Genomic DNA, 25684 nt, shown 5'->3' with positions numbered 1-25684 from the left:
TCACTTGCCCGCCTGGGCGTATTCGGCGGGGGTCATGGTGCGCATCGACAAGGCGTGGATCTCGGCCTTCATGCGGTCGCCCAGCGCCGCGTAGACCAGTTGGTGGCGCTGGATCAGGCGTTTGCCTTCGAAGGCGGCGCTGACGATGACCGCGTCGAAATGCGAGCCGTCGCCCTGTACGTCGAGGTGTTCACAGGGCAGGCCGTCCGCGATGTATTGGCGGACTTGCGCGGGGGTGGGAAGCATGGACGTCAGTTCCTGAGTTTGTAGCCGCTGGCCAGGAGCCGCAGCGCATAGATCGAAAGCGCGAGGAACACCCCCGTCACCACTGCCAGGCTGCGCCAGGGGGAGACGTCCGACACCGAGAAGAATCCGTAGCGGAAACCGTCGATGGTGTAGAAGATGGGGTTCCAGTGGGACACGCCCTGCCAGAAGGCCGGGAGCGTATGGATGGAATAGAACACGCCGGACAGGAAGGTGGCCGGCATGATGAGGAAATTCTGGAACGCCGCCAGTTGGTCGAATTTTTCCGACCACAGGCCCGCGATCAGGCCCAGCACGCCCATGATGCCGCAGGCCAGCACCGCGAACACCAGCAGCCACAGCGGGTTGGCCGGCACCAGCGAGACGAAGAACAGCGCCACCACCCACACGCACAGGCCCACGGCCAGGCCGCGCACCACGGCCGCCAGCACGTAGGCGGCGAAGATGTCGCGGTGCGACAGCGGCGGCAGCAGCATGAACACCAGGTTACCGGTGATGCGGCTCTGGATCAGCGATGACGAGGGGTTGGCGAAGGCGTTCTGCAGCATGCTCATCATCATGAGCCCGGGGATCAGGAACGCGGTGTACGGCACGCTGCCGTAGACCATGACGCGCCCCTCCAGCACGTGGGCGAACACCAGCAGGTACAGCAGCGCGGTGATGACGGGCGCGGCGATGGTCTGGAAGCTGACTTTCCAGAAGCGCAGCAATTCCTTGCGCAGCAGGGTCGGAAAGCCTGAGCCCGCGTCCAGGCGGGGCTGCACCAGCGGCTGGCCGGGGGTGGCGGCGGGCTGCGTCATTGCGGAATCTCTTCGGGTTGCAAAGCGTCGTCCTGGTGCATGATGCGCACGAAGGCGTCTTCGAGGTCGACACCGCCCACGCGCGCCAGCAGCGCCTGGGTGGTGTCCAGCGCCACGATGCGGCCGCCTTTGAGCATGGCGATGCGGCCGCACAGGGCTTCCGCCTCTTCCAGGTAGTGGGTGGTCAGCATGATGGTGTGGCCGGCCTTGTTCAGGCGCGAAATGAATTCCCACAGGGTGCGGCGCAGGTCGACGTCGACGCCGGCGGTGGGTTCGTCGAGCACGATCACCGGGGGCCGGTGCACCAGCGCCTGCGCCACCAGCACGCGGCGCTTCATGCCGCCGGACAGCGCGCGCATGTTCGCGTTGGCCTTGTCGGCCAGGCCCAGGTTGAAGAGGATCTCGTCGATCCAGTCGTCGTTCTTGCGCAGGCCGAAATAGCCCGATTGGATGCGCAGCGTCTCGCGCACCGTGAAGAACGGGTCGTAAACCAGTTCCTGCGGCACCACGCCCAAGGCCCGCCGTGCCGACTTGTAGTCGGCCACGACGTCGTAGCCACAGACCGTGGCGCGGCCGGCGCTGGCGCGCGCCAGCCCGGCCAGGATGGAAATCAGGGTGGTCTTGCCGGCGCCGTTGGGGCCGAGCAGGCCGAAGAACTCGCCGTGCTCGATGTTCAGGCTGACGTTGTCGAGCGCCTGGAAGCCCGCGCCGGGCGCGCGCCCGATGAGCTTGTCCCAGGCGCTGCGGCGCGGCGAGTAGATTTTGGAGACGTTCTCAAGACTGACGGCGGACATGACGGCGGCAAGGGGGCCCGGCAAAGAGCGAATTGATCATTATATAAGCGCCCTGTCGCCCGAGGCCGGGATAGCCCCGGCGGGCGTGGGGGCGCTGGGGATGTTGTGTCCCCAAAAACAGCCGGCCCGGCGAACCACAGGGTGCGCCGGGCCGGGCAATCCGGACGGGATCGTTACTGGTTGCGCTGGTTCAGCGCCTGGATCAGACCGTCGATGCCGTTCTGGTTGATCTGCTGGGCGAACTGGTTGCGGTAGTTCTCGATCAGCCAGATGCCTTCGACGTTCATGTCGTAGATCTTCCAGCCCTGCGGCGTCTTTTCCAGGCGGTAGTCGACGCCGGTCGGCTGGCCGTTGGCCTGGCTGATGAGCGTACGCACCACCACGTCGTCGGCCTTGGGGTCGCCGCGGAACGGCAGCGCCGTGATCGTGGTGCTGGGGGTGACGCGGGTCAGCGCGCCGCTGTAGGTACGCACCAGGGTGCCACGGAAGGCGTCCGCCAGGGCCGTCTTCTGCTGCTCGCTGGCCTGGCGCCAGTAGCGGCCGGCGGCCAGGCGCGTGGTCTTCTGGAAGTTGACGTAGGGCAGGATGTGCTCGTTGACGACCTGGTTGATGCGGGCCGGGTTGCCCGCCTTGACGGCGCCGTCGGCCTTCAGGACGTCCAGGGCCTCATTGGCCGCGGCCAGCACGAATTTGTCCGGCGCGCCGTTGGCGTCGGGCTGGGCCTGCACCGCGGCGGACGCCGCCAGCCCCAGCAGGGCGGCGAAGGTCAGGCGCTGAAGCAGGGAAATAAAGGGAAACCGCATGGAAACTCCTTGCTGTACTGAAAACACAACGCAACAGCTTACTTGGTGGCGGGGTTGGCCGCCGGGGCGGGCGCGCCCTTGGCCTTGGCGGCGCCCTCGTCCTCGTCATCTTCGTACTTGGGCAGGTTGGACTCATCGTCCACGCGCAGGCCGTTGACCATGGCGGCGCGGCGCTGCAGGTAGGCATCGCGCACGAAGCTGTACGGATCGAGCGCCACGCGGTCGACCGTGTCGGTGGCGTTGAGCAGGCTGGCGCGCGTGTCGACCACTTCCAGGCCCCACAGCGAATTGCGCAGCGGCACGTTGTCGATGGCGCTCACGCCCATGTAGCCGTGCATGCGGCCCTGCCAGTCGCCGACCAGGCCGACGCCGTCGCGCACGCTGGAGGAACCGAAGAACGGCAGCACCAGGTACGGGCCCTGGCCCAAGCCCCACACGCCCAGCGTGGTGCCGAAGTCGTTGGGGATCTTGCGCGCGCCATTGGCCGAGGCGACGTCGAAGCAGCCGCCCACGCCCATGGTGGTGTTGAACAGGAAGCGGCCGAGCGTGTTGACGAAGTCGTGACCGCGGCCCTGCAGGAAGCTGTTGGTGCCCGACCAGAGGTCGCCGACGTTGCTGAAGATGTTGTGGACGCAACTGCGCACCGGTTCCGGCGTGACGTAGGTGTAGGCCTGCGCCACCGGTTTGAAGACCGCGCGGTCGACGGTGTCGTTGAACTTGTAGACGCCGCGGTTGAAGCCTTCCCAGGGGTCGCGCGGGTCCGGTTGCTTCGGTGCGGCGCAACCCGCCATCAGCGCTCCGGCGGCGGCGACGGTGGCGATTCGGGAGAGAGCTTTCTTGTTCATGATCAGGGCATCCCTATCAACAGATTTGTATTCTTATTGCAGCGTGCGTCAAGCGCCCGATTGTTGCCGGTCGTGACGCATCCTCTTTAGTTTGCCGGGGCTTTCGCTTCCGGCGCGCCGCCCGCGTTCGAGCCTTCCTTCTCGGCCGTCCCGTACAGGAACTTGCTGATCAGCTGTTCCAGCACCACGGCGCTCTGGGTATAGCGGATCTTGCCTCCGTCGCCCAGGTTGTCCTCTTCGCTGCCCGGCGTCAGGCCCAGGTATTGCTCGCCCAGCAGGCCGGACGTGAGGATCGCCGCGGACGAGTCTTTGGGGAACTGGTAGGCGGTTTCCAGATTGATCGCGACGACGGCCTGGAAGGTCTTGTCGTCAAAGGAAATCTTGGCGATCCGGCCCACCACGACGCCAGCGCTTTTCACGGGAGCGCGCACCTTGAGGCCGCCTACGTTATCGAAATTGGCCGTTAGCGTATAGGTGGGCGCGAAAGAAAAGGTGCTCAAGTTGCCGGCGCGCAACGCCAGGAACGCCAGCGCGGCCGCGCCCAGCAAGACGAACAGGCCTACCCAGAAATCGGTTTTTTCACGAGACATGATCGATCCGTAATCAGTTTCCAAACATCAAGGCGGTCAGCAGGAAATCCAGCCCCAGCACCGCCAGCGAACCCACCACGACCGTGCGGGTGGTGGCGCGGGCGACGCCTTCGGGCGTGGGTTTTGCCTGCCAGCCTTCGTAAAGCGCCACCAGCGTCACCGTGACGCCGAACACCAGGCTTTTGATGACACCGTTCAGGACGTCGTCCCAGACATCGACGCCGCCTTGCATCTGCGACCAGAAGGCGCCGGCGTCCACGCCGATCATCAGCACCCCGACCACCCAGCCGCCCATGATGCCCACCATGGAGAACACGGCGGCCAGGATCGGCATGGCGATGATGCCGCCCCACAGGCGCGGCACCAGCACGCGGCGCATCGGGTCGACGGCCATGACTTCCATGGCCGACAACTGTTCGCCGGCCTTCATCAGGCCGATCTCGGCGGTCAGCGAGGTGCCGGCGCGGCCGGCGAACAGCAGCGCGGTGACCACCGGGCCCAGCTCGCGCACCAGCGACAGCGCCACCAGCAGGCCGAGCGATTCCTCGGCGCCATAGCGGTTCAGCGTGTAATAGCCCTGCAGGCCGAGCACGAAGCCGACGAACATGCCGGATACTGCGATGATCAGCAGCGAGTAGTTGCCGATGAAATGGATCTGCTGCGACACCAGCCGCGGCCGCGACAGCGCGATGCCGCTGCGCGCCAGCATGGCGCCGAAGAACCGCGTGAAGTAGCCGATGCCGGCGATGCGGGTGCGCACCCAGCCGCCCAGCGCGCCTACGGCGTTGTTGGATCCGCTCATGCCTTGCGCCCTTGTTGTTGCGAAAGCCACTTCTGGAAAGCCGGCGTTTCGGGGTATTGGAACGCGACCGGGCCGTCGGGCTCGCCCTGGAGGAATTGCCGCACGTAGGGATCCTGCGAGGCCGCCAGGCTGTCGGGGGTGCCGGCGGCCTTGAGCTGGCCCTGGCCCACCAGGTAGACCTGGTCGGCGATCGCGAACGATTCGTGCACGTCGTGGGTGATCAGCACCGAGGCACAGCCCAGGCGGTCGGCCAGGCTGCGGATCAGGCGGGCGGTGATGCCGAGCGAGATCGGGTCGAGACCGGCGAACGGTTCGTCGTACAGGATCAGTTCGGGTTCCAGCACCACCGCGCGGGCCAGCGCCACCCGGCGTGACATGCCGCCGGAAATTTCGGCCACCTTCAGGTGGGCGGCGGCGCGCAGGCCGACGGCGTCGAGCGTGTCCAGCACGCGGGTGGTGATTTCGGGTTCGGTCAGCCGGGTGTGTTCGCGCAAGGGGAAGGCGACGTTCTCGAACACGTTCAGGTCGGTGAACAGCGCGCCCTGCTGGAACAGCACGCCCATGCGCTTGCGCAGCGCCTGCAGTTCGACCGGCGTGGCCAGGGCGATGTCCTGGCCGAACGCCAGCACGGTGCCCTGCTGCGCCGTGAGCTGGCCGGTGGCGGCGCGCAGCAGCGTGGTCTTGCCCGAGCCCGAGCCGCCCATGATGGCGACCACCTGGCCCGAACGCGCTTCCATGGAAATGTCGCGCAAGACGGTGAAATCACCGTAGCCGAGCGCCACACCTTCCAGGCGCAGGGCGAATTCCGAGGTGCTGCGGGTTTGATCGGGCATGGGCAACAAGCGGGTGTTTCGGTGGCGATGCCCTGCCGCCGCGCTTCGGCGCGGGCGGGAATCCAGCCGGCGCGAGCGAGGCGGGCTGCGTCGGGAAGCGCCCTGTTACTCATATGCCGGGGACAACGAAAGACCAGTCGCACCCGGCGGCGAGGGGCCATTGTAGCCCGATGAATTGTCACCGCAGTGGGATATACCTGTTCGTGGAACAGTGTTTTCGCCCGGGGGAACAATCCGGAGGGGTCTGAGCCCCCCCGGCGGTGTCCCGCGAGTCAGTCGCGGGCCCGGGCGGCGGCTGTTTCGCGGGCCAGCCGCGCGACCAGGGCGGCCGTGCTTTCGCGCCGCGCGAGGGGCGCGCCCTGGCCGGCCCACAGCGACAGGACGGCGATATTGCCGGCCTTGCCGCCCGCCGTGCGCATCGGGCGGGTCAGCGCGTTCTGCAGGGGGTACGGCAGGATGTCGTCTGATATTTGGTCGGCGTCGCGCATGAAGGCGTTCACGATGCCGCGCGCCGGCCGGCCGGAGAAGGCCCGGGTGATGCGCGACTGCTCCGGCCGCGAGGCCGGCAGCACCGCCTTGTAGGCGTCGCCGATGCCCGCTTCGTCGGTGGTCAAGAATGCCGTCCCCATTTGCGCGGCCGCCGCGCCCAGGGCCAGCGCGGCGGCAATGCCGCGGCCGTCCATGATGCCGCCGGAGGCGATCACCGGAACCGACACCGCATCGGCCACCTGCGGCACCAGGGCCATGGTGCCGATCAGCGCATGTTCGAAATCGTCCAGGAAGGTGCCGCGGTGGCCTCCCGCCTCGGCGCCCTGGGCCACGATGGCGTCGACCCCATCCTGCGCCAGCGCCACGGCCTCGCGCACGGTGGTGGCGGTGCCGACCGTCAGGATTCCCCGTTCGCGGCAGCGCGCCAGGACGTCGGCGGGCATGCGGCCGAAGGTGAAGCTGAAGACCGCCGGGCGCAGGCGCAGCACCGCCTCGATCTGGCCGGGCAACGGATCGGGCTGCGGCGCGGGCGCCTCGGGGGCCGGCAGGCCCAGTTGGGCGTGATAGCGCGCCAGCAAGGCCAGCATGCGGCTGGCGTCGCCCGTGCACGGCTGCGCCGGAACCGAGGCGAACAGGTTGATGGCGAAGGGCCGGTCGGTGCGTTCGCGGATCGCGCTGGCGGCCGTCTCGATCTGCCCGGGGCTCATGTAGGCCGCCCCGAGGGAGCCCAGGACGCCCGCCCGCGACGCCTCCGACACCAGTTCCACCGTCGTCGCGCCGCCGGCCATGGGCGCCTGGATGATGGGGTGGTCGAGCTTGAGCTGGTCGAACAGGCGGGATGTCATGGGGATACTCCTGGATGGGGTTACTGGAGCTGGATATTTCCAGCCTTGATGACCTGCGCCCACTTCGCCGTTTCGCTCTTGATGAAGGCGCCGAATTGCTCGGGCGTGCCGCCGCCGGCCTGGCTGCCGGTGTCGGCAATGGCTTTTTGCACGTCCGGCTCCTTCAGGATGCGGTTGAACTCGGCATTGAGCTTGGCGATGATGGGCGCCGGGGTGCCGGCGGGGGCGACGATGCCCTGCCAGTTGTACGACTCGAAGCCCGGCAGGCCGGATTCGGCCATGGTCGGCACGTCCGGCAGCACCGCCAGGCGCTGGGCCGACGTCACCGCGATCGGGTGGATCTTCTTGCCCTGGATGGCCGGCAGCGCCGAATAGCCCATTTCGAACATCATCGAGATGTGGCCGCCCATCAGGTCGGTCGCGGCCAGGCTGCCGCCCTTGTAGGGCACGTGCACGATGTCGATCTTGGCCTGCTCGCGGAACATTTCGCCCGACAGGTGGTGCGCGCCGCCCACGCCCGACGAGCCGAACGACAGTTTGCCGGGTTGTTTCTTGGCCAGCGCGATCAGGTCGGCCAGGGTCTTGACCGGCAGTTCGTTGTTCACGCTCAGCACCAGCGGGCTGTTCTCGATCAGGACGACCGGCGCCAGATCCTTTTGCGGGTCATACGGCATGTCCTTCATCAGCGACGGGTTGACCGCCATCGGCGCCAGATTGCCGGTGCCGATGGTGTAGCCGTCGGGCGCCGCCTTGGCGATCAGGTTGGTGCCGACCACGCCGCCGGCGCCCGCCTTGTTCTCGACCACGATCGGCTGGCCCAGCGATTCGCCCAGCTTGCGCGCCAGCAGGCGCACGCGGGTGTCGGCAAAACCGCCCGGGGCGTAGGGCACGATCATGGTGATGGGCTTGGCGGGCCAGTCGGCGGTCTGGGCGTGGGCGGTGCCGCTCAAGGCGGCGAAGGCGGCCAGGGCGGCGACCAGGGGGCGTAGCGATTTCATGCTGGGTGACTCCTCTTTTAATGTGATGGTTCCTGCGAACCGATCGCATTATGCCCAGCGTTGCCGCCGATGGCGCTGATATTTCCCAAGCGCCAGGCCGACAGTGCCAGTAGCGCCGCGCCGCCGGCCAGCACCTGCGGCAGCGTCGCGCCCCAGCGCGCGGCCGCCGACGCCAGCAGCGGCCCCGCGATCTGGCCGGCCGCGAAGGCCGAGGTCATGATGGCCGCCGCGCGTGGCGCGGCGTTGCCGGCCAGGCGCTGCGCCACCAGCATGCCCGACTGTGTGATGACCATGAAGGTGCCGCCCACCAGCAGCGCGGCGACGATGACCGCGCCGATGTCGTGCCACAGCGCGACCGTCACCATGCCCAGCGCCATCAGCGCCTGGGCGCCGCGCCACACCGTCCTGTCGTCGTGCGCCTGCGCCACGCGCGGCGCCAGCAGGCACGATAGTGCCGCCGCCAGGCCGAACAGCGGCCAGGCCCAGCCGAACACGGCCGGATCGGCGACGATCTCGCGCGCCATGGCGGGCAGGAAGGTGGCCGGGATGATGTAGCCCGCGCCGAATACGCCATAGTGCAGCGCCAGGCGGCCGATGGCCGGGGGCAGACGGCCGGGCGTGGCGGTGGCCGCCTGGTGGCGGGCCGCGCCCGCACGGCGCCGCCCTGGCCAGGCCACCGCCGCCAACGCCAGGGTCAGCGCGCCCAGCGCCGTCCAGTTGGCGGGGGCGCCGGCGCCGATAGCCATCAAGCCCAGGCAGGCCAGGCCCGTCAAGGCGATGCCGGCGCCGACGCCGGCATAGGTGATGGCCGCCACCGCCGGCGCGCGCGGGTCGCCCGGGGCCACCGGGCGCGAGGCGGCCACGCAGATGAAAGCGCTGGCACTGCCGTAGCCGGCCGCCAGCCGCAGCAGGCTCCAGGCCGGAACGCCGTGTACCCACGGCATCGCCAGTGTCAGCAGCGCCACCGCCAGCAGGCTCGCGGCCAGCATGGCACGCGGATGGCGCGGCGGGCGCAGGGCCGCCGCCAGCGCGCCCAGCAGGTAGCCGGTGTAATTGGCCGAGGCCAGCCAACTGCCCTGCGCCAGTGACAGGCCGGCCTCCTGCGCCATCAGCGGCCAGAGCGGCGTGAAGGCGAAGCGGCCGATGCCCATCGCGGCGGCCAGCGCCAGCGCGGCCGGCAGGGCCAGGCCGAGGGCGCCGCGCGAGTGGGCGGGGTCAAGGTGGGGCGCGGTTGACATGGCTCCCACTCTACGGCTGTACTAATATCTTGAATAGTGAATTATTAAGAATGTGAGTTCTTGAAATGAGAAACTTGGATCTCGACGCGTTGCAGATCTTCAAGGCGGTGGCGGACCACGGCGGCGTGGCGCGCGCGGCGGCCCACCTGAACCGGGTGCAATCCAATGTCTCCACGCGCCTCAAGCAGCTGGAGGCCACGCTCGAAGCGCCGCTGTTCCGGCGCCAGAACCGGCGCCTGTTGCTGTCGGATCAGGGGCGGGTGCTGTTGTCGTACGCGGACCGGCTGTTGCGGCTGTCGGCCGAGGCCCAGGCGGCGGTGCGCGACGGCGCGCCGCGGGGGCTGCTGCGCATCGGCACCATGGAAAGCACGGCCGCGGCGCGGTTGCCGCCCATCCTGGCGTCCTATCACGCCGCCTGGCCGCAAGTGCGCATCGAGCTGGTGACGGGCACGTCGGGCGCGCTGGCCGCCAAGGTGCGCAACTACGAGATCGAGGCCGCGTTCGTGGCGCAACCCTTCGATGACCAAGGTCTGGCGCAGCAGCCGGCCTTCGAGGAAGAACTGGCGCTGATCTCACCGCTGGCCTGGCCCGAGATCCGGGGGCCGAAGGATGTGGGCCAGCGCAGCGTCATCGCGTTCGCAGCAGGCTGTTCCTATCGCCGTATTCTTGAATCCTGGTTCGGCCAGGACGGCGTGGCGCCGGGCAAGGTGATGGAATTCGCGTCGTACCACGCCATCGTCGCCTGCGTGGCGGCGGGGTCGGGCGTGGCGATCGTGCCGCGCTCGGTGCTGGCGCTGCTGGGGGCCGAGACGTCACTGCGCGTGACACCGCTGTCTGGCCGGCACGGCCGCGCGCAGACGCGGCTGGTCTGGCGCGCGGATGACGAAACGCCCGCATTGCAGGCGTTGCGGCAGCTACTGGCGCAACCACGCCAGTAGCGGTTCTGCAGGACGGCGCGATCAGAAGCGGTAGCCGACGCCGATCGTGGCGACCCACGGATCGATGCGGGCGGTGCCGATGTGTTCGCCGTTGAGCTTCACCTTCGACTTGATGTCGATGTAGCGGATGTCGGCGTTCATGAACCAGCGTTCGTTGATCTTGAAGTCCGCGCCCAGTTGCGCGGCCACGCCCCAGGAATCGCCCAGCTTCAGGTCGGAACCCTTGAGCGCGCCTTCGGCCTTGGTGTCGAAGAACTTGGTGTAGTTGATGCCCACGCCGATGTACGGCTGGATCATGCTGTCGGGCAGGATGTGCCATTGCAGGCTGAGCGTCGGCGGCAATTGCTTGCTGGAGCCGATCTTGCCCAGGCCGCTGCCATGCACGTCGTGCTGGAATGGCCAGGCGCCCAGCAGTTCGATCCCGATGTTGCGCGTGGCCATGTAGGCCAGGGTGAAGCTGGGCCGCACGTTGTTGTTGACGTCCAGCTTGACGCTGCCATCGAGCACCGTGCCATTGTTGGACGTGGGACGCACCTGGGTCGCGCCGACCCGGAACAGGATATCGCCGGCCTCGTGGGCATGGGCGGGGGCGGCAAGCATCAGGGTGGCGCCGCAGGCAGTGGCCAGGGCCAGGGCGCGGGTGCGCCGATACATCGCGAACATTTTCCTCTCTCCGTGTATTGCGTGAATGCAGGCACTCAGGTTCGCAGAGGCGGGAAAAGCCGGTCTTGACGTGTATCAAGCGGCGACATGGCGCGTGGTTGCAGCGCCACAATTGCGCCCGAATCAGACTCAGCGCAAGGTGTCGGTGCCGCGCGGCACCGCATAAGCATGGCGGAAATACTCGCGCACCGCGCGCATCGGGCCGGTGATGTCGGCGCCCTTGCGCCACGCCAGGCCCACGTTCATCGGCGGGATCGGGTCTTTCAACTGGATGGTCTCGATGCGGCGGCCTTCCAGCGACCACGGCCGATAGACCATGTCCGACAGCACCGCCACACCGCCGCCGTTGGCCACCATGCTGCGCACCGCTTCCACCGACGACGTGCGCAGCCGCACGTCGGGGCGGAACGGCGTCTCGCTCCAGTAGCGCAGCGCGGTGTGCGCGGCTTCGTCGACGGTCAGCATGATGAACGGCTCGTGCGCCACGTCTTCCAGCGTGACGGTGTCGCGCGCCAGCAGCGGATGGCGCGCCGGCACCCACAGCCGCCGTGGCGAGCCGAAGAAGTGCTCCACCGCCAGCTCCGGATTCACCACGTTCGAGGTCAGCAACACCGCCATGTCGTAACGGTGCGCGATCAGGCCTTCCTCGATGGCGTTGCGGTTGAGCTCGTGCAACTGGATGTCCAGGTTCGGATAGAGCTGCGACAGGCGCTGCAGGTGGTAGGGCAGGAAGTAGCCGATCACGGTGTAGGACGCCGCCAGCAGCAGGCGTCCGCTTTCGCGCGCGTCGGCGCTGGGCATGCGCAGCGCTTCGTCGACCGAGGACAGGATGTTGTAGGCGTGGTTCAGAAAGCCGCGCCCGGTTTCGGTCAACGCCACGCCGCTGGCGCTGCGCAGGAACAGCGGCGAGCCGACGATCTCCTCGAGTTCGCGGATGGCCGTGGTGACGGCCGATTGCGAGATCGCGAGCTGGATCGCCGCCTGCGAGATCTGCCCGAGTTCGGCGGCCGCGACGAAATACTTGAGCTGCCGGAGGGTGAGCGACATAGGGCGGTATCTGATTAATCGATAGTGACCCGACAGAATATCTGTTTATCCGCGCCATCTGGGTGCATGAAATCTCAGGGAAATCCCTGAAATTCCATAGGAATCCGCCAAATGCCCAAATTTGGTGCACGGCATAGGGCATCAAAAATTCAGATAACCATTGATCCGAAAAAAGAACTTTTTATCCCTCGGGCGCTTCGCTACTGTGCAGGCATTGCGCGGGCCACCGGTCCGCAAGTGCAAGGAGATCCTGTTTCATGAGCAAGGCGACGATAGACCTGAACTCCGACATGGGCGAGGGCTTTGGTTCCTGGAAGATCGGCGATGACGTCGATGACGCCATCATGCCGCTGATCAGCTCGGCCAACATCGCCACCGGCTTTCATGCCGGCGACCCCAACATCATGAACCGCACCGTGGCGATGGCGCGCGAGCATGGCATCGGCATCGGCGCGCATCCGGGCTTTCGCGACCTGGTGGGTTTCGGCCGCCGCGACCTGAACGAGAACGCCGAGGGGCTGGTCAACGACATCGTCTACCAGGTCGGCGCGCTGCGCGAATTCGCCCGCCTCTACGGCCTGCGCCTGCAGCACGTCAAGCCGCATGGCGCGCTATACATGCGCGCCGCGCGCGACGAAACCCTGTCGCGCCGGCTGGTGCAGACGCTGCGCGACCTGGAGCCCACGCTGATGCTGTATTGCATGGAGAACTCGCTGACCTGCACGGTGGCGCGCGAACTGGGCCTGCCGGTGGTGCGCGAGTTCTACGCCGACCGCGACTACGACAGCAGCGGTTCGATCGTGTTCACCCGCTACACCCAGGCGCTCGATCCGGAACAGGTGGCCGACAAGGTGCTGCGCGCGTGTACCGACGGCAAGGTGCGCACCGTGGACGGCCGCGACATCCCCATCGGCTTCGATTCGGTGTGCATCCACAGCGATACCCCCGGCGCGCTGGCGCTGGTGCAGGCCACCCGGGCTCGCCTGGAGGCGCACGGCATCCGCATCGCGCCGCCGCAACTGTCCTGATCCGCCCATCATTCCCATATATTCCAAGGAGAAAACCATGTCGCAGCAAGAGATCCAGAGCCCCCTGCCCGGCACCTTCTATCGCCGTCCCAGTCCCGACGCCGCGCCCTTCGTCGAGGTCGGCGCCACCATCCAGCCCGGCGACGTGGTCGGCATCGTCGAGGTGATGAAGCAGTTCAACCAGATCGAGGCTGAAATCGGCGGCGTGGTCGCCGAGATCCTGGTGGCCGACGGCGATCCGGTCGAACCCGGCCAGGCGCTGCTGCGGATCGAGGGCTGAGGCATGGGCGTGCATTCCTTCTACCGGCCGCGCCGCATCCATACCCTGCTGGTCGCCAACCGTGGCGAGATCGCGCTGCGCGTGATCCGCGCCGCGCGCGAGCTGGGCATGCGCACGGTGGCGGTTTACAGCGACGCCGACCGCGACGCCCTGGCCGTGCGCCTGGCCGACGCGGCCGTGCACATCGGGCCGGCCCACGCCACCCGCAGCTATCTGAACGCCGAGGCCCTGCTGGCGGCGGCGCGCGAAAGCGGCGCCGACGCGATCCATCCGGGCTACGGCTTCCTGGCCGAGAACGCTAACTTCTCGCAGGCCGTGACCGACGCCGGCCTGGTGTTCGTCGGCCCCGACGCCCGCACCATCCGCAGCATGGGCGACAAGGCCGCCGCGCGCGCCTGCGCCAAGGCGGCCGGTGTGCCTACCGTGCCGGGCAGCGAGGGCGTGGTCGGGTCGCTGGACGAAGCCCTGAGCCACGCGGCGCAGATCGGCTATCCCCTGATGATCAAGGCCGCGGCCGGCGGCGGCGGACGCGGCATCCGCGTGGCGGCCGACGAGGCGCAACTGCGCGAGGCCATTCCCCTGGCGCAGGCCGAGGCGCGCGCCGCCTTCGGCGATGGCGGCGTCTATCTGGAACGCTACCTGCCGCGTGCCCGCCACATCGAGGTGCAGGTGCTGGGGGACGGCAAGCGCGCGGTGCACCTGTTCGAGCGCGAATGCTCGCTGCAACGCCGCCGCCAGAAAGTGTTCGAGGAAGCGCCGTCGCCAGCGCTCAGCCCCGCGCTGCGCCAGGCGCTGTGCGAATCGGCGCTGCGCCTGACCGAATCGGTGGGCTATCGCGGCGCGGGCACGCTGGAATACCTGTACGACGACGCCCGCGGCGAGTTCTACTTCATCGAGATGAATACGCGCATCCAGGTCGAGCATCCGATCACCGAGGCCATCACCGGCATCGACCTGGTGCGCGAGATGCTGCGCATCGCCGACGGCGAACCGCTGCGCTTGGCGCAATCGGACATCGTCATGCGCGGCGCCGCCATCGAATGCCGCCTGAACGCCGAAGACCCGTCGCGCAACTTCGCGCCCGGCCCCGGCACCGTGTCGCATGTGCGCTGGCCGGCCGGGCCGGGCGTGCGCATCGATTCGATGGTGTACGCCGGCAGCGTGGTGCCGCCCTACTACGATTCGCTGCTGGCCAAGCTGATCGTGTGGGACGAGGATCGCCCCGCCGCGCTGGCGCGCATGGCGCGCGCGCTGGATGAAACCGAATTCGAAGGCGTGCCGTCGACGCTGGCCTTGCACCGCGCCCTGGTGGCCGACGCGGGCGTGATCTCGGGCGACTATCACACCAACTATCTGGAAAGCTGGATGCGGCAGCGGGAGGAGACCCAATGACGGTGCGCTACACCCATGGCGGCGATGAATTCATCTTCGCCGAGATCAGCGAATCGATGTCGCTGGCCGCGTTCTTCAAGGGCATGGCGATCACGCGCGCGCTGCGCGAACGCGCCGTGCCCGGCGTCAGCGAGATCTGCCCGGCCAACGCCTCGTACCAGATCCGCTACGACCCCGAGCAGGTCGCGCCCGAGGCCATGCTGGCCATCCTGCGCGAGATCGAGGTCACCATCGACCTGGACAACCTGCGGCTCGACACCCGCCTCATCGAGGTGCCGGTGCTCTACAACGACCCCTGGACCCACGAGACGCTGATGCGCTTTCGCGAGCGGCACCAGGACCCGGATTCGACCGACCTGGAATACGCCGCGCGCATCAACGGCTTTGCCGATACCGACGCATTCATCGCGGCGCATTCCAGCGCGCCGTGGTTCGTGTCGATGGTCGGTTTCGTCGCCGGCCTGCCGTTCATGTTCCAGATGGTCGAACGCGAACGCCAGCTCGAAGTGCCCAAGTACCTGCGGCCGCGCACCGACACGCCCAAGCACACGGTGGGACACGGCGGCTGCTTCGCCTGCATCTATTCGGTGCGCGGCGCCGGCGGCTACCAGATGTTCGGCGTGACGCCGGCGCCGATCTTCGAGCCGGCCCAGCGCCAGGCGCACCTGCGCGACTCGATGGTGTTTTTCCGGCCCGGCGACATCGTCAAGTTCAAGCCGATCAGCCGCGCCGATTACGACGTCGCGGTGGCCGAGGTCGAGGCCGGCACCTTCCAGCTCGACATCCATCCCGTGTCGTTCTCGCTGGCCGAATTCATGGCGGCGCCCGAGCAATACAACGCCCGCCTTCTGGAGACGCTCCATGTCGCATGACGAACCGCTCATCGAAGTGATCAAGCCCGGGCTGGCGACGTCGGTCCAGGATCGTGGCCGCCAGGGTTACTACCACCTGGGCATCCCGCCGTCGGGCGCGCTCGACCAGTACGCGCTGGCCGCCGCCAACCTGCTGGTGGGCAACCCCGAGGACGCGGCGGTGCTGGAATGCACGCTGATGGGGCCCGAACTGCGCTTCACCCGCGCCGCCGTGATCGCCGTCACCGGCGCCACCATGACACCCAAGATCGACGGCCAGGCGCAGGCCTGCAACGTCGCGCTGGCGGTGCCGGCCGGCGCCCGGCTGTCGTTCGACTTCGTGCAGGCCGGCGCGCGCGCCTGCCTGGCGATCGCTGGCGGCATCGACGTGCCCGAGGTGCTGGGCAGCCGCTCGACCTACACGCTGGGCGCCATCGGTGGCTTCGAGGGCCGCCGCCTGCAAGCCGGCGACCGCCTGCGCGTGGGCGCGCCGCGCCCCGCGACGCGGGTCGGCCGCGCGCTGCCGGCGGCGCTGGCCACCGAATGCCCCAAGGAGCAGGTGCTGCGGGTGGTGCCGGGCCTGTACGACCATCGCCTGATGCCGGAATCGGCCGCCTCGTTCTACGAGGACGCCTGGAGCGTGACCTCGGAGGCCGACCGCATCGGCTACCGCTACAAGAAGGGCCGCGCGCTCAGGTTCCAGCCGCGCGAGCAGCCCTTCGGCGCGGGCGCCGACCCGTCCAACATCGTCGACGCCTGCTATCCGATCGGCTCGATCCAGGTGCCGGCCGGGGTGGAGCCCATCATCCTGCATCGCGACGCCGTTTCCGGCGGCGGCTACGCCATGATCGGCACCGTCATCAACGCCGACCTGGACAAGGTCGGCCAGATGCAGCCCAACCAGCAGGCCCGCTTCGAGCGCGTCACGCTGGCGGCCGCCTTGCAGGCCCGCAAGGACTATCGCGCCCGTCTTGAGCGGTTGCGCACCGCCCTGGGTTGATCGCCGCCCCGCTTTCCCGTTGATCGCTGCTTTCCCTCCGGCCCGTTCCGACGGGCCGGGCGGGCGCGCCTGCGCCTGTGCTTTTCGAGTTTCACACGCTGCACGCCGTACTCGTCCGCATCCCGCGGTTCTTCAGCACGTCAGGAGAGCCTCCATGGCCAACCTTGCTTCCAGCTCCTCGTCCCCCGATCGGGACACTTCGCTCGCCACTGTGGCCGATGCCGACCGCATGGGCCGATTCCCGCTCACCATGGCCTGGTGGGCCGTGTGCAGCGCCATCTTCTACATCGTGGTCGGCGCCACGCTGGCGCTCAATTATGGCGCCCGCAATGCCATCATCGGCATGGTGCTGTCGGTGATTTCCTATGGCCTGATCAACGCCGTGATCTCGCGCTACGCGATCCGCACCGGCCAGTCGGTGGCGCTGTTTTCGCGCAGCGTGTTCGGCACCTCGGGCGCGGCGCTGGCCACCCTGATCTTCTTTGCCACCGCCATCTACTACGCCGTGTTCGAGGGTTCGGTGATGGCGGTCGCCGCGCACCACATGTTCCCGTCCGTGCCTTATTGGGCCTTCGCGCTGCTGGTGGTCATCTACAGCGTGCTGCTGATCTTCGGCAGCGTGCAGCGCTGGCTCGACAAGTTCAACGGCGTGCTGCTGCCGTTCTACCTGGGCGGCCTGCTGCTGGCGGTGGCGCTGGCCACGCGCGAGTACGGCTACAGCGGCGCCTGGCTGGCGTTCGGCCCGGCCGGCGGGCCGGTGGCGGGCGGCTGGTGGGATGCCTACGTGTACTACATGGGCGTGTGGATCCTGATGATGTTCACCTTCGACTACGCCCGCTTCGGCCGCCGCGAGGACGCGCGCTACCATGGCCGCTACAACTTCGGCATGCCGTTCTACCTGGTCACCTTCCTGCTCAACGGCGTGGCCGGCATCTACCTGGTCACCACCATCCCTGGCGACGGCGCCCTGAGCGAAGTGTCGGTGGTGCTGGCGCTGCTCAAGCTGATGGGGCTGGGCGGCCTGTTCTTCGTGTGGGTGACGCAGACCCGCATCAACACCGCCAACTACTACCTGGCCACCATCAACATGCAGGCCTTCTTCGCGCGCTTCGGCCACGCGCGCCTGTCCAAGGCCGCGTGGGCGGTGATCGTGGGCGCGGTGTCGTACGCGCTGATGCTGTTCGACGTGTTCGCCTACCTGCTGCAGGCGCTGGCTTACCAGGGCATCTTCGTGGTGGCGTGGGTCGCGGTGGCGCTGGTGCACATCCTGACGGTGGCCGAGGCCGCGCCCGCGCCGGGCGGCGGCAGCGCCTACAACCGCCGCGGCCTGGGCGCCTGGTTCGCGGGCGCGGCCAGCGGCCTGGTGTTGATGCACCTGAGCGGCGTCGCCGCGACCTTCGCGGCCCCGGCCAGCTTCGCGGTGGCGGGCGCGGCGTACTGGTTGGCGCAGGCGGCGGTCTCGGGACCGCGCATGCAGCGTGGCGGCGCCTAGGTGTCCGGCCTGCGGCGGCCGCGCCGGCTCAGGCCAGCGCGGCCAGGAATACGGCCGCGCCCAGTGCCAGCATCAGGAACGGGCTGACGCGCGTATAGACCAGCGCCAGCGTGGACGCGCCCGCCACGCCCCAGGCCCAGGCGCCGCCCTCGGCGGCGCGCAGCACCGTGCATGACGACGCCAGGATCATGCCCGCCGCGACCGGCACAAGCCCGGCCTCGATGGCGCGCACGCAGGTGGCGTGGCGGTAGCGCGCCCAGACTCGCGCCAGCGCGTAAATCAGCAAAGAACAAGGCAGGAAGATCGCGACCGAGGCGGCCATCGCGCCCAGCCAACCGCCCACCTGCCAGCCGATCAGCGTCACCAGCAGCGAGGCCGGCCCCGGGGTGATGCGCGACAGCGCGAAGAAATCCAGAAACTGCGCCTCGCTGATCCAGCCGTAGCCATCGACCGCCTGGCGCTGGATGTCGGGCAGGATGCTCTGGCCGCCGCCCACCGTCAGGAACGACAGCGGCGTGAAGACCGCGAACAGGTCGTGCAGCGTGGCCAGGTTCATGGTTGCCGCTCCCGGCGTCGCAGCCGCGCGTAGGCGATGCCGATGGACAGCGGCGCCATCGCGCCCACCACCCACAACAGCGGCAGGCGCAGCAGGAAGATGGCGGCGAAAGTCACGCCCATGACGGCGGCCGGCACCCAGCCTTGCAGCGCGCGCCGCGCGGCCCGCAGGCCGGTCTGCAGCGATACCCCGACCGCCGCCGCCGCCACGCCGGCCATGGCCGCGTGCAGGCCTTGCGACTGTGCCAGGCTGGCGAACAGCGCGGCCGCGCCGATGGCCACCAGCATCGGCGGCACGGTGATGCCCAGGCCGCCCAGCAATGCGCCGGGGCCGCCGCGCAGGCGAAAGCCGATCCAGATGGCCAGGTTGACGACGTTCACGCCCGGGAACGACTGCGCCAGCGCCAGGCCGCTGAGGAAATCGGCTTCGGACAGCCAGCGCCGCTGCTGCACGAACTCGCGCATCATCCAGCCGCTCAGCCCGCCGCCGAAACTGGTCAGGCCGACTTTGGCGAAGGCCAGGAAAATCTGCGGCAGCGTCGGCGGTGCGGCAACGGCGGGATCGGGGGTGGACATGGCGGCTGGCGCGGGGAGGCGATGCCCCATCTTACGCAAGGCGACATGTCGGTTGGCTGAAAAAAATCGCCGCCGGGCACGTGGTGCCGGGCGGCGGGGGCGGGAAGGATCGGTCGCTGCCGATGCCTTCCGGGCGCGGCGCGTTCAGCGCGGCAGGTCGCTCGACCCCATCAGGTAGGCGTCCACCGCGCGCGCGCACTGGCGGCCTTCGCGGATGGCCCAGACCACCAGGGACTGGCCGCGGCGCATGTCGCCGGCGGTGAAGACCTTCTCCACGTTGGTGCGGTAGTCGTCGGTGTTCGCGCGCACATTGCCGCGCGCGTCGCGGTCCACGCCGAACGCGTCGAGCACGGCCTGCACCGGCGACACGAAGCCCATCGCCAGCAGCACCAGGTCGGCCTTGATCTCGAATTCCGAACCCTCGATCTCGCGCATCTTCATCTGGCCGGTCGACTCGTCCTTGAACCATTCGACGCGGGCGCCAACCAGTTTTTCGACCTTGCCATTGCTGCCCTTGAGCAGCTTGGTGGTCACCGACCAGTCGCGTTCGCAGCCTTCCTCGTGCGAGGACGAGGTGCGCAGCTTCAGCGGCCAGTAGGGCCAGGTCATGGCCTTGTTCTCGGACTCGGGCGGTTGCGGCAGCAGCTCGAACTGCGTGACCGAGGCCGCGCCGTGGCGGTTGCTGGTGCCGACGCAGTCGGAACCGGTGTCGCCACCGCCGATCACCACCACGTGCTTGCCCTTGGCCAGCGTCTGGTTGGTCAGGCGGTCGCCGGCCACGGCCTTGTTCTGCTGGCGCAGGAAGTCCATGGCGAAATACACGCCCGACAGCTCGCGGCCGGGCACCGGCAGGTCGCGCGGGGTTTCCGAGCCGCCGCTCATCACCACGGCGTCGAACTCGGCCAGCAGCGAGTCCGGCGTGCGCACGGTCAGGCCGTCGGCCACCGGGTCGGACGGATTGCCGACGTAGGTCGAGGGCGCGAACTCAACGCCTTCGGCTTCCATCTGCGAGATGCGGCGGTCGATCTGGTGTTTTTCCAGCTTGAAGTCGGGGATGCCGTAGCGCAGCAGGCCGCCGATGCGGTCGCTCTTCTCGAACAGCGTGACCGAGTGGCCGGCGCGCGCCAGTTGCTGCGCGCAGGCCATGCCGGCGGGGCCGGAGCCCACCACGGCGACCTTCTTGCCGGTCTTGCGCGCCGGCACTTGCGGCGTCACCCAGCCTTCGGCCCAGCCCTTGTCGATGATGGCGTGCTCAATGGACTTGATGCCCACGGCGTCGCTGTTGATGTTCAAGGTACAGGCGGCTTCGCACGGCGCCGGGCAGATGCGGCCCGTGAACTCCGGGAAGTTGTTGGTGGAGTGCAGGACGTCCAGCGCGCGGCGCCAGTCCTGCTTGTACACCAGGTCATTCCAGTCCGGGATGATGTTGTTGACCGGGCAGCCGTTGTTGCAGAACGGGATGCCGCAGTCCATGCAGCGCGCCGCCTGCTGCTTGGCCTGGTCATCGGTCAGGTGCAGCACGAACTCGCGCCAGTTCTTCAGCCGCTTCTGCGGGGCCTCGGCGGCCTCCTGCAGACGCTGGTATTCCATAAAGCCGGTAATCTTTCCCATGGTATCCCTCACGCAGCCAGTTGTTGCGGGTTGGCTGCACGCCACATTTCACCCAATGCGCGGCGGTAGTCCGTCGGCATGACCTTTACGAATTTGCCGCGCGAGGCTTCCCAGTCGCCCAGGATTTCGCGGGCGCGGAAGCTGCCGGTGTAGCGGAAGTGGTCTTCCACCAGGCGGCGCAGGATGGTTTCATCCGTTTCGCGTTCGCCACCGCGCTGCGCGCTGTGCCAGACGTCGATGTTGTTCTGGGCCTGCTGTTCGGCGTGCGGCAGCACGGCTTCCAGTTCGACCATCGACAGGTTGGCGCGCTGCTTGAGCGTGCGTTCCGGATCCCACACGTAGGCCACGCCGCCCGACATGCCGGCGGCGAAGTTGCGGCCGGTGGCGCCCAGCACCACCACGGTGCCGCCCGTCATGTATTCGCAGCCGTGGTCGCCGGTGCCTTCGACGACGGTGGCGGCGCCCGAGTTGCGCACCGCGAAGCGTTCGCCGGCCACGCCGTTGAAGAAGGCCTCGCCCGCCAGCGCGCCGTACAGCACGGTGTTGCCGGCGATGATGTGGTCGGGGCCGAAGCCGCGGAAGTCATTGGGCGAGCGCACGATGATGCGGCCGCCCGACAGGCCCTTGCCGACATAGTCGTTGCCTTCGCCCACCAGGTCCATGGTGATGCCATGGGCCAGGAACGCGCCGAAGCTCTGGCCGGCGGTGCCGTTGCACTGGATGTGGATGGTGTCGTCCGGCAGGCCATCGTGGCCGTAGCGCGCTGCCACCGCGCCCGACAGCATGGCGCCGATGGTGCGGTTGCGGTTGCGCACCGGCACGATGAACGACACCTTCTCGCCGCGTTCCAGCGCCGGCTTGCTGCGTTCGATCAACTGGTGATCGAGCGCGCCGGCCAGGCCGTGGTCCTGCTCTTCGGTCTGGCGCACTTCGGCGTCGGACTGGGTCTGGTGGAATACGCGGGTGAAGTCCAGGCCCCGCGCCTTCCAGTGCTCGACGCCCGAACGCATATCCAGCAGGTCGGCGCGGCCGATCAGGTCGTCGAACTTGCGGATGCCCAGCTGGGCCATGATCTCGCGCACTTCCTCGGCGATGAAGAAGAAGAAGTTGACGACGTGCTCGGGCTTGCCCTGGAACTTCTTGCGCAGCACCGGATCCTGCGTAGCCACGCCCACCGGGCAGGTGTTCAGGTGGCACTTGCGCATCATGATGCAGCCTTCGACGACCAGCGGCGCGGTGGCGAAGCCGAATTCATCGGCGCCCAGCAGCGCGCCGATGACCACGTCGCGGCCGGTCTTCATCTGGCCGTCGGCCTGCACGCGGATGCGGCTGCGCAGGCGGTTCAGCACCAGCGTCTGCTGGGTTTCGGCCAGGCCCAGTTCCCACGGCGTGCCGACGTGCTTGATGGACGACACCGGCGAGGCGCCCGTGCCGCCGTCATGGCCGGCGATCACGACGTGGTCGGCCTTGGCCTTGGCCACGCCCGCGGCGACCGTGCCGACGCCGACTTCCGACACCAGCTTGACCGAGATCGAGGCCTTGGAGTTGACGTTCTTCAGGTCGTGGATCAGTTGCGCCAGATCCTCGATCGAATAGATGTCATGGTGCGGCGGCGGCGAGATCAGGCCCACGCCCGGCACCGAATAGCGCAGCTTGGCGATGTATTCCGACACCTTGTGGCCGGGCAACTGGCCGCCTTCGCCGGGCTTGGCGCCCTGCGCCATCTTGATCTGGATCTGGTCGGCCGACGACAGGTACTCGGCGGTGACGCCGAAGCGGCCCGAGGCCACCTGCTTGATCTTCGAGCGCAGCGAGTCGCCCTTCTTGAGCGCGACGTCGGCTTCGATGCGTTCCGAACCCAGCACCGAGGCCAGCGTGTCGCCGTCCTTGATGGTGCTGCGGCCTTCGCGCATCTCGGCGCGGTAGCGCAATTCGTCCTCGCCGCCTTCGCCGGTGTTGGACTTGCCGCCGATGCGGTTCATGGCCACGGCCAGCACCGAGTGGGCTTCGGTCGAGATCGAGCCCAGCGACATGGCGCCGGTGGCAAAGCGCTTGACGATCTCCTTGGCCGGTTCGACGTCATCGAGCGGAATGGCGCGCGACGGGTCGAAGCGGAACTCGAACAGGCCGCGCAGCGTCATGTGGCGGCGGCTCTGGTCGTTGATGATCTGCGCGTACTCCTTGTACGTGCGGTAGTTGTTGGCGCGCGAGGCGTGCTGCAGCTTGGCGATGGAGTCGGGCGTCCACATGTGCTCTTCGCCGCGCACCCGGTAGGCGTACTCGCCGCCGGCTTCCAGGTCGTTGGCCAGGACCGGGTCGCTGCCGAACGCGGCGCGGTGCTGGCGCAGCGCTTCCTCGGCCACCTGGAAGATGCCGATGCCTTCGATGTTGGAGGCGGTGCCGGTGAAGTACTTGTTCACCAGGCTGCTCTGCAGGCCGACCGCTTCGAAGATCTGGGCGCCGGTGTACGACATGTACGTGGAAATGCCCATCTTGGACATCACCTTGTTCAGGCCCTTGCCGATCGCCTTGATGAAATTCTTGACGGCCTTTTCCGGGTCGCTCATCTTGCCCAGCGATTCCAGCGCCAGGTAGGGGTGGATGGCTTCGGCGCCGTAGCCGCCCAGCAGCGCGAAGTGGTGCACTTCGCGGGCCGAGCCGGTTTCCACCACCAGGCCGGTGTTGGTGCGCAGGCCGGCGCGGATCAGGTGCTGGTGCACCGCCGAGGTGGCCAGCAGCGCCGGGATGGCGACGCGCTCGCTGTCGACCAGGCGGTCAGACACGATCAGGATGTTGTAGCCGCTTTGCACCGCGTCCACGGCGCGCGCGCACAGCGCGGCCACGCGGGCTTCGATGCCCTCGGGGCCCCAGGCGGCCGGGTAGGTGATGTCCAGCTCGAAGCTGCGGAATTTCTTGCCCGTCACCTGCTCGATGTCGCGGATCTGCGCCATGGCGGCGAAGTCCAGCACCGGCTGCGACACTTCCAGGCGCAGCGGCGGGTTGACGTTGTTGATGTCCAGCAGGTTGGGCTTGGGGCCGATGAACGACACCAGCGACATCACCATCTGCTCGCGGATCGGGTCGATCGGCGGGTTGGTGACCTGGGCGAATAGCTGGCGGAAATAGTTGTAGAACGGCTTGGCGCGGTCGGACAGCACGGCCAGCGGGGCGTCATTGCCCATCGAGCCGATCACTTCCTCGCCGGTCGAGGCCATGGGCTCCAGGATGAACTTGTAGTCTTCCTGGGTCCAGCCGAAGGCCTGCTGGCGATCCAGCAGCGACACCGACGATTGCGTGGCGACGGCCGCCTGGCGCGGGGCCGGCAGCGATTCCAGCTTGATCTGCAGGCGTTCGATCCACTGGCGGTACGGCCGGCTGTTGGCCAGCTGCAGCTTGATCTCGGCGTCGTCGATGATGCGGCCCTGCTCCAGGTCGATCAGGAACATCTTGCCCGGTTGCAGGCGCCACTTCTTGACGATGCGGTTCTCGGGGATCGACAGAGTGCCGGCTTCCGAGGCCAGGATGACCATGTCGTCGTCGGTCACCAGGTAGCGCGCCGGGCGCAGGCCGTTGCGGTCGAGCGTGGCGCCGATCTGGCGGCCGTCGGTGAAGGCGACCGCGGCGGGGCCGTCCCACGGCTCCATCATGGCGGCGTGGTATTCGTAGAAGGCGCGGCGGCTTTCGTCCATCTGCGTGTGCTGTTCCCAGGCTTCCGGGATCATCATCATCATGGCGTGGGCCAGCGAATAACCCGAATTGACCAGCAGTTCCAGGCAGTTGTCGAACGTCGCGGTGTCCGACTGGCCTTCGTAGACGATGGGGTACAGCTTCTTCAGGTCGTCGCCCAGCACGGCCGACTGCATCATGCCTTCGCGGGCGCGCAGCCAGTTGAAGTTGCCCTTGACCGTGTTGATTTCGCCGTTGTGGGCAATCATGCGGTACGGGTGGGCCAGGGGCCAGGCGGGGAACGTGTTGGTCGAGAAACGCTGGTGAACCAGCGCCAGCGCGGACACCGTGCGGGTGTCGGCCAGGTCGCGGTAGTAGCGGCCAACCTGGTCGGCCAGCAGCAGGCCCTTGTAGACCACGGTGCGCACCGAGGCCGAGGGCACGAAGTATTCCTTGCCGTGCGCCAGGTGCATGTTCTGGATGGCGTGGCTGGCGGTCTTGCGGATCACGTACAGCTTGCGTTCCAGCGCGTCCGGCACCATCACGTCGGCGCCGCGGCCGATGAACAACTGGCGGATCACGGGTTCGCAGTCGCGCACGGTGGGCGACATCGGCATGTCGACGTCCACCGGCACGTTGCGCCAGCCCAGCACGACCTGGCCTTCGGCGCGCACGGAACGTTCCAGTTCCTGTTCGCAGGCCAGGCGCGAGGCGGTTTCCTTGGGCAGGAACACCATGGCCACGCCGTACTCGCCAGGCGGCGGCAGGGTGATGCCGTGCTGGGCGAACTCGTCGCGGTAGAGCGCGTCGGGAATCTGGATCAGGATGCCGGCGCCGTCGCCCATCAGCTTGTCCGCGCCCACCGCGCCGCGGTGATCCAGGTTTTCCAGGATCTTCAGGCCCTGCTGGATGATGGCGTGGCTTTTCTTGCCCTTGATGTGCGCCACGAAGCCCACGCCACAGGCGTCATGCTCGTTCTTGGGGTGGTACAGGCCCTGGGCGGGCGGCAGGCCGATGCGGGTGGCATCGATCGGGGTCGCCTTGGGGGTGGGACAGGATTCGTTCGGGGTGATTTGGGGCATGGCGCGCTCCGCAGTAAGACTGCGTTCTAATGTTGCAGTGCAGGAACGGACAATACCCCCGCGCGCAGTAGGGTGCAATAGGAATATAGGGGGTGTGACCCTAATTATTTCAGTGCACTGTCATAGGGCATTAATATGGGGACTGAACAACGGCCGCGCCAATAAAGGCTTTGCCGGCACCGCGTGAAGATGCGGGCTGGCC

The 25684-nt window shown here is 68.0% G+C and carries 24 protein-coding genes; 7 read left to right on the top strand and 17 right to left on the bottom strand.

Annotated features, from left to right (window positions below; translation table 11 throughout):
• The 11 genes from ACN6O8_RS12815 to ACN6O8_RS12765 form a co-directional block, all read right to left on the bottom strand.
• The gene (locus ACN6O8_RS12815; RefSeq protein ID WP_427991414.1) at positions 1 to 246 is read right to left on the bottom strand and encodes a BolA family protein; all 246 of its coding nucleotides are present in this window, start codon (positions 244 to 246) and stop codon (positions 1 to 3) included.
• Between the two features lie 5 nt (positions 247 to 251).
• Positions 252 to 1064, bottom strand: a complete 813-nt coding sequence (locus ACN6O8_RS12810) for an ABC transporter permease (protein ID WP_427991413.1) — start codon at positions 1062 to 1064, stop codon at positions 252 to 254.
• Entirely contained in the window at positions 1061 to 1858 is a 798-nt protein-coding gene (locus ACN6O8_RS12805) for an ABC transporter ATP-binding protein (RefSeq protein WP_427991412.1), read from the bottom strand. Before ACN6O8_RS12805 ends, ACN6O8_RS12810 begins: the two co-directional genes overlap by 4 nt.
• Positions 1859 to 2031: 173 nt before the next feature.
• The gene (locus tag ACN6O8_RS12800) at positions 2032 to 2661 is read right to left on the bottom strand and encodes an MlaC/ttg2D family ABC transporter substrate-binding protein (protein WP_427991411.1); all 630 of its coding nucleotides are present in this window, start codon (positions 2659 to 2661) and stop codon (positions 2032 to 2034) included.
• Positions 2662 to 2699: 38 nt separating this feature from the next.
• The gene (locus ACN6O8_RS12795; RefSeq protein WP_427991410.1) at positions 2700 to 3506 is read right to left on the bottom strand and encodes an MlaA family lipoprotein; all 807 of its coding nucleotides are present in this window, start codon (positions 3504 to 3506) and stop codon (positions 2700 to 2702) included.
• An 86-nt stretch (positions 3507 to 3592) separates the two neighbouring features.
• Complete coding sequence (mlaD, locus tag ACN6O8_RS12790) at positions 3593 to 4096, bottom strand: outer membrane lipid asymmetry maintenance protein MlaD (RefSeq protein WP_427991409.1); 504 nt, start codon at positions 4094 to 4096, stop codon at positions 3593 to 3595.
• A 13-nt stretch (positions 4097 to 4109) separates the two neighbouring features.
• A complete protein-coding gene (mlaE, locus tag ACN6O8_RS12785; protein WP_427991408.1) occupies positions 4110 to 4898 on the bottom strand; it encodes a lipid asymmetry maintenance ABC transporter permease subunit MlaE in 789 nt (262 codons plus the stop codon).
• Positions 4895 to 5731 carry an ABC transporter ATP-binding protein gene (locus tag ACN6O8_RS12780; RefSeq protein WP_427991407.1) on the bottom strand — a complete coding sequence of 279 codons (837 nt, stop codon included), beginning with the start codon at positions 5729 to 5731 and terminating at the stop codon, positions 4895 to 4897. The genes mlaE and ACN6O8_RS12780 overlap by 4 nt, the downstream gene beginning before the upstream one ends.
• 272 nt (positions 5732 to 6003) lie before the next feature.
• The gene (locus ACN6O8_RS12775; protein WP_427991406.1) at positions 6004 to 7065 is read right to left on the bottom strand and encodes an NAD(P)H-dependent flavin oxidoreductase; all 1062 of its coding nucleotides are present in this window, start codon (positions 7063 to 7065) and stop codon (positions 6004 to 6006) included.
• A gap of 20 nt (positions 7066 to 7085) precedes the next feature.
• The gene (locus tag ACN6O8_RS12770) at positions 7086 to 8063 is read right to left on the bottom strand and encodes a Bug family tripartite tricarboxylate transporter substrate binding protein (RefSeq protein WP_427991405.1); all 978 of its coding nucleotides are present in this window, start codon (positions 8061 to 8063) and stop codon (positions 7086 to 7088) included.
• 17 nt (positions 8064 to 8080) lie between these two features.
• Entirely contained in the window at positions 8081 to 9301 is a 1221-nt protein-coding gene (locus ACN6O8_RS12765; protein ID WP_427991404.1) for a YbfB/YjiJ family MFS transporter, read from the bottom strand.
• Between the two features lie 65 nt (positions 9302 to 9366).
• On the opposite strand from ACN6O8_RS12765, the gene ACN6O8_RS12760 reads away from it, so the two are divergent.
• The gene (locus ACN6O8_RS12760; protein WP_427991403.1) at positions 9367 to 10239 is read left to right on the top strand and encodes a LysR substrate-binding domain-containing protein; all 873 of its coding nucleotides are present in this window, start codon (positions 9367 to 9369) and stop codon (positions 10237 to 10239) included.
• 21 nt (positions 10240 to 10260) lie between these two features.
• On the opposite strand, the gene ACN6O8_RS12755 is transcribed toward ACN6O8_RS12760, so the two are convergent.
• Positions 10261 to 10902 (bottom strand): OmpW/AlkL family protein, encoded by a 642-nt coding sequence (locus ACN6O8_RS12755; protein WP_427991402.1) that lies wholly within the window; start codon positions 10900 to 10902, stop codon positions 10261 to 10263.
• A 129-nt stretch (positions 10903 to 11031) separates the two neighbouring features.
• Complete coding sequence (locus ACN6O8_RS12750; RefSeq protein ID WP_427991401.1) at positions 11032 to 11949, bottom strand: LysR family transcriptional regulator; 918 nt, start codon at positions 11947 to 11949, stop codon at positions 11032 to 11034.
• A gap of 257 nt (positions 11950 to 12206) precedes the next feature.
• Here ACN6O8_RS12750 and ACN6O8_RS12745 point away from each other — a divergent pair, with 257 nt between their 5' ends.
• The 6 genes from ACN6O8_RS12745 to ACN6O8_RS12720 all read left to right on the top strand — a co-directional run bounded on the left by ACN6O8_RS12745 (position 12207) and on the right by ACN6O8_RS12720 (position 17992).
• A complete protein-coding gene (locus tag ACN6O8_RS12745; RefSeq protein WP_427991400.1) occupies positions 12207 to 12977 on the top strand; it encodes a 5-oxoprolinase subunit PxpA in 771 nt (256 codons plus the stop codon).
• A gap of 37 nt (positions 12978 to 13014) precedes the next feature.
• Positions 13015 to 13257 carry an acetyl-CoA carboxylase gene (locus ACN6O8_RS12740; protein WP_054433758.1) on the top strand — a complete coding sequence of 81 codons (243 nt, stop codon included), beginning with the start codon at positions 13015 to 13017 and terminating at the stop codon, positions 13255 to 13257.
• A 3-nt stretch (positions 13258 to 13260) separates the two neighbouring features.
• Complete coding sequence (locus ACN6O8_RS12735; RefSeq protein ID WP_427991399.1) at positions 13261 to 14649, top strand: acetyl-CoA carboxylase biotin carboxylase subunit; 1389 nt, start codon at positions 13261 to 13263, stop codon at positions 14647 to 14649.
• Positions 14646 to 15521 (top strand): 5-oxoprolinase subunit B family protein, encoded by an 876-nt coding sequence (locus ACN6O8_RS12730; RefSeq protein ID WP_427991398.1) that lies wholly within the window; start codon positions 14646 to 14648, stop codon positions 15519 to 15521. The genes ACN6O8_RS12735 and ACN6O8_RS12730 overlap by 4 nt, the downstream gene beginning before the upstream one ends.
• A complete protein-coding gene (locus ACN6O8_RS12725; protein ID WP_427991397.1) occupies positions 15511 to 16500 on the top strand; it encodes a biotin-dependent carboxyltransferase family protein in 990 nt (329 codons plus the stop codon). The genes ACN6O8_RS12730 and ACN6O8_RS12725 overlap by 11 nt, the downstream gene beginning before the upstream one ends.
• Before the next feature lie 154 nt (positions 16501 to 16654).
• Positions 16655 to 17992: a purine-cytosine permease family protein gene (locus ACN6O8_RS12720; protein WP_427991396.1), complete on the top strand. Its 1338-nt coding sequence runs from the start codon at positions 16655 to 16657 to the stop codon at positions 17990 to 17992.
• A 28-nt stretch (positions 17993 to 18020) separates the two neighbouring features.
• On the opposite strand, the gene ACN6O8_RS12715 is transcribed toward ACN6O8_RS12720, so the two are convergent.
• The 4 genes from ACN6O8_RS12715 to ACN6O8_RS12700 form a co-directional block, all read right to left on the bottom strand.
• Complete coding sequence (locus tag ACN6O8_RS12715; protein WP_427991395.1) at positions 18021 to 18548, bottom strand: chromate transporter; 528 nt, start codon at positions 18546 to 18548, stop codon at positions 18021 to 18023.
• Positions 18545 to 19123, bottom strand: a complete 579-nt coding sequence (locus ACN6O8_RS12710; RefSeq protein WP_427991394.1) for a chromate transporter — start codon at positions 19121 to 19123, stop codon at positions 18545 to 18547. Before ACN6O8_RS12710 ends, ACN6O8_RS12715 begins: the two co-directional genes overlap by 4 nt.
• 144 nt (positions 19124 to 19267) lie before the next feature.
• Positions 19268 to 20734 (bottom strand): glutamate synthase subunit beta, encoded by a 1467-nt coding sequence (locus tag ACN6O8_RS12705; RefSeq protein WP_427991393.1) that lies wholly within the window; start codon positions 20732 to 20734, stop codon positions 19268 to 19270.
• Between the two features lie 8 nt (positions 20735 to 20742).
• Complete coding sequence (locus tag ACN6O8_RS12700) at positions 20743 to 25482, bottom strand: glutamate synthase-related protein (protein ID WP_427991392.1); 4740 nt, start codon at positions 25480 to 25482, stop codon at positions 20743 to 20745.
• Positions 25483 to 25684 lie beyond the last annotated feature (202 nt).

The organism is Achromobacter sp. (genome assembly GCF_050285565.1).
Classification (GTDB): domain Bacteria; phylum Pseudomonadota; class Gammaproteobacteria; order Burkholderiales; family Burkholderiaceae_B; genus Achromobacter.
Note: the sequence above shows the minus strand (reverse complement) of the source record. Positions and strands in the feature narration are given on the sequence as shown.

Bases quoted from the DNA above. Each gene is read 5' to 3' on its own strand.
- ACN6O8_RS12795 (WP_427991410.1), bottom strand. From the start codon at position 3,506: ATGAACAAGAAAGCTCTCTCCCGAATCGCCACCGTCGCCGCCGCCGGA.
- ACN6O8_RS12780 (WP_427991407.1), bottom strand. From the start codon at position 5,731: ATGCCCGATCAAACCCGCAGCACCTCGGAATTCGCCCTGCGCCTGGAA.
- ACN6O8_RS12740 (WP_054433758.1), top strand. From the start codon at position 13,015: ATGTCGCAGCAAGAGATCCAGAGCCCCCTGCCCGGCACCTTCTATCGC.
- ACN6O8_RS12730 (WP_427991398.1), top strand. From the start codon at position 14,646: ATGACGGTGCGCTACACCCATGGCGGCGATGAATTCATCTTCGCCGAG.
- ACN6O8_RS12715 (WP_427991395.1), bottom strand. From the start codon at position 18,548: ATGAACCTGGCCACGCTGCACGACCTGTTCGCGGTCTTCACGCCGCTG.
- ACN6O8_RS12700 (WP_427991392.1), bottom strand. From the start codon at position 25,482: ATGCCCCAAATCACCCCGAACGAATCCTGTCCCACCCCCAAGGCGACC.
- ACN6O8_RS12725 (WP_427991397.1), top strand. From the start codon at position 15,511: ATGTCGCATGACGAACCGCTCATCGAAGTGATCAAGCCCGGGCTGGCG.
- mlaD (WP_427991409.1), bottom strand. From the start codon at position 4,096: ATGTCTCGTGAAAAAACCGATTTCTGGGTAGGCCTGTTCGTCTTGCTG.
- ACN6O8_RS12705 (WP_427991393.1), bottom strand. From the start codon at position 20,734: ATGGGAAAGATTACCGGCTTTATGGAATACCAGCGTCTGCAGGAGGCC.
- ACN6O8_RS12810 (WP_427991413.1), bottom strand. From the start codon at position 1,064: ATGACGCAGCCCGCCGCCACCCCCGGCCAGCCGCTGGTGCAGCCCCGC.
- ACN6O8_RS12750 (WP_427991401.1), bottom strand. From the start codon at position 11,949: ATGTCGCTCACCCTCCGGCAGCTCAAGTATTTCGTCGCGGCCGCCGAA.
- ACN6O8_RS12805 (WP_427991412.1), bottom strand. From the start codon at position 1,858: ATGTCCGCCGTCAGTCTTGAGAACGTCTCCAAAATCTACTCGCCGCGC.
- ACN6O8_RS12735 (WP_427991399.1), top strand. From the start codon at position 13,261: ATGGGCGTGCATTCCTTCTACCGGCCGCGCCGCATCCATACCCTGCTG.
- ACN6O8_RS12775 (WP_427991406.1), bottom strand. From the start codon at position 7,065: ATGACATCCCGCCTGTTCGACCAGCTCAAGCTCGACCACCCCATCATC.
- ACN6O8_RS12800 (WP_427991411.1), bottom strand. From the start codon at position 2,661: ATGCGGTTTCCCTTTATTTCCCTGCTTCAGCGCCTGACCTTCGCCGCC.
- ACN6O8_RS12710 (WP_427991394.1), bottom strand. From the start codon at position 19,123: ATGTCCACCCCCGATCCCGCCGTTGCCGCACCGCCGACGCTGCCGCAG.
- ACN6O8_RS12760 (WP_427991403.1), top strand. From the start codon at position 9,367: ATGAGAAACTTGGATCTCGACGCGTTGCAGATCTTCAAGGCGGTGGCG.
- ACN6O8_RS12720 (WP_427991396.1), top strand. From the start codon at position 16,655: ATGGCCAACCTTGCTTCCAGCTCCTCGTCCCCCGATCGGGACACTTCG.
- ACN6O8_RS12745 (WP_427991400.1), top strand. From the start codon at position 12,207: ATGAGCAAGGCGACGATAGACCTGAACTCCGACATGGGCGAGGGCTTT.
- ACN6O8_RS12755 (WP_427991402.1), bottom strand. From the start codon at position 10,902: ATGTTCGCGATGTATCGGCGCACCCGCGCCCTGGCCCTGGCCACTGCC.
- ACN6O8_RS12770 (WP_427991405.1), bottom strand. From the start codon at position 8,063: ATGAAATCGCTACGCCCCCTGGTCGCCGCCCTGGCCGCCTTCGCCGCC.
- ACN6O8_RS12815 (WP_427991414.1), bottom strand. From the start codon at position 246: ATGCTTCCCACCCCCGCGCAAGTCCGCCAATACATCGCGGACGGCCTG.
- ACN6O8_RS12765 (WP_427991404.1), bottom strand. From the start codon at position 9,301: ATGTCAACCGCGCCCCACCTTGACCCCGCCCACTCGCGCGGCGCCCTC.
- mlaE (WP_427991408.1), bottom strand. From the start codon at position 4,898: ATGAGCGGATCCAACAACGCCGTAGGCGCGCTGGGCGGCTGGGTGCGC.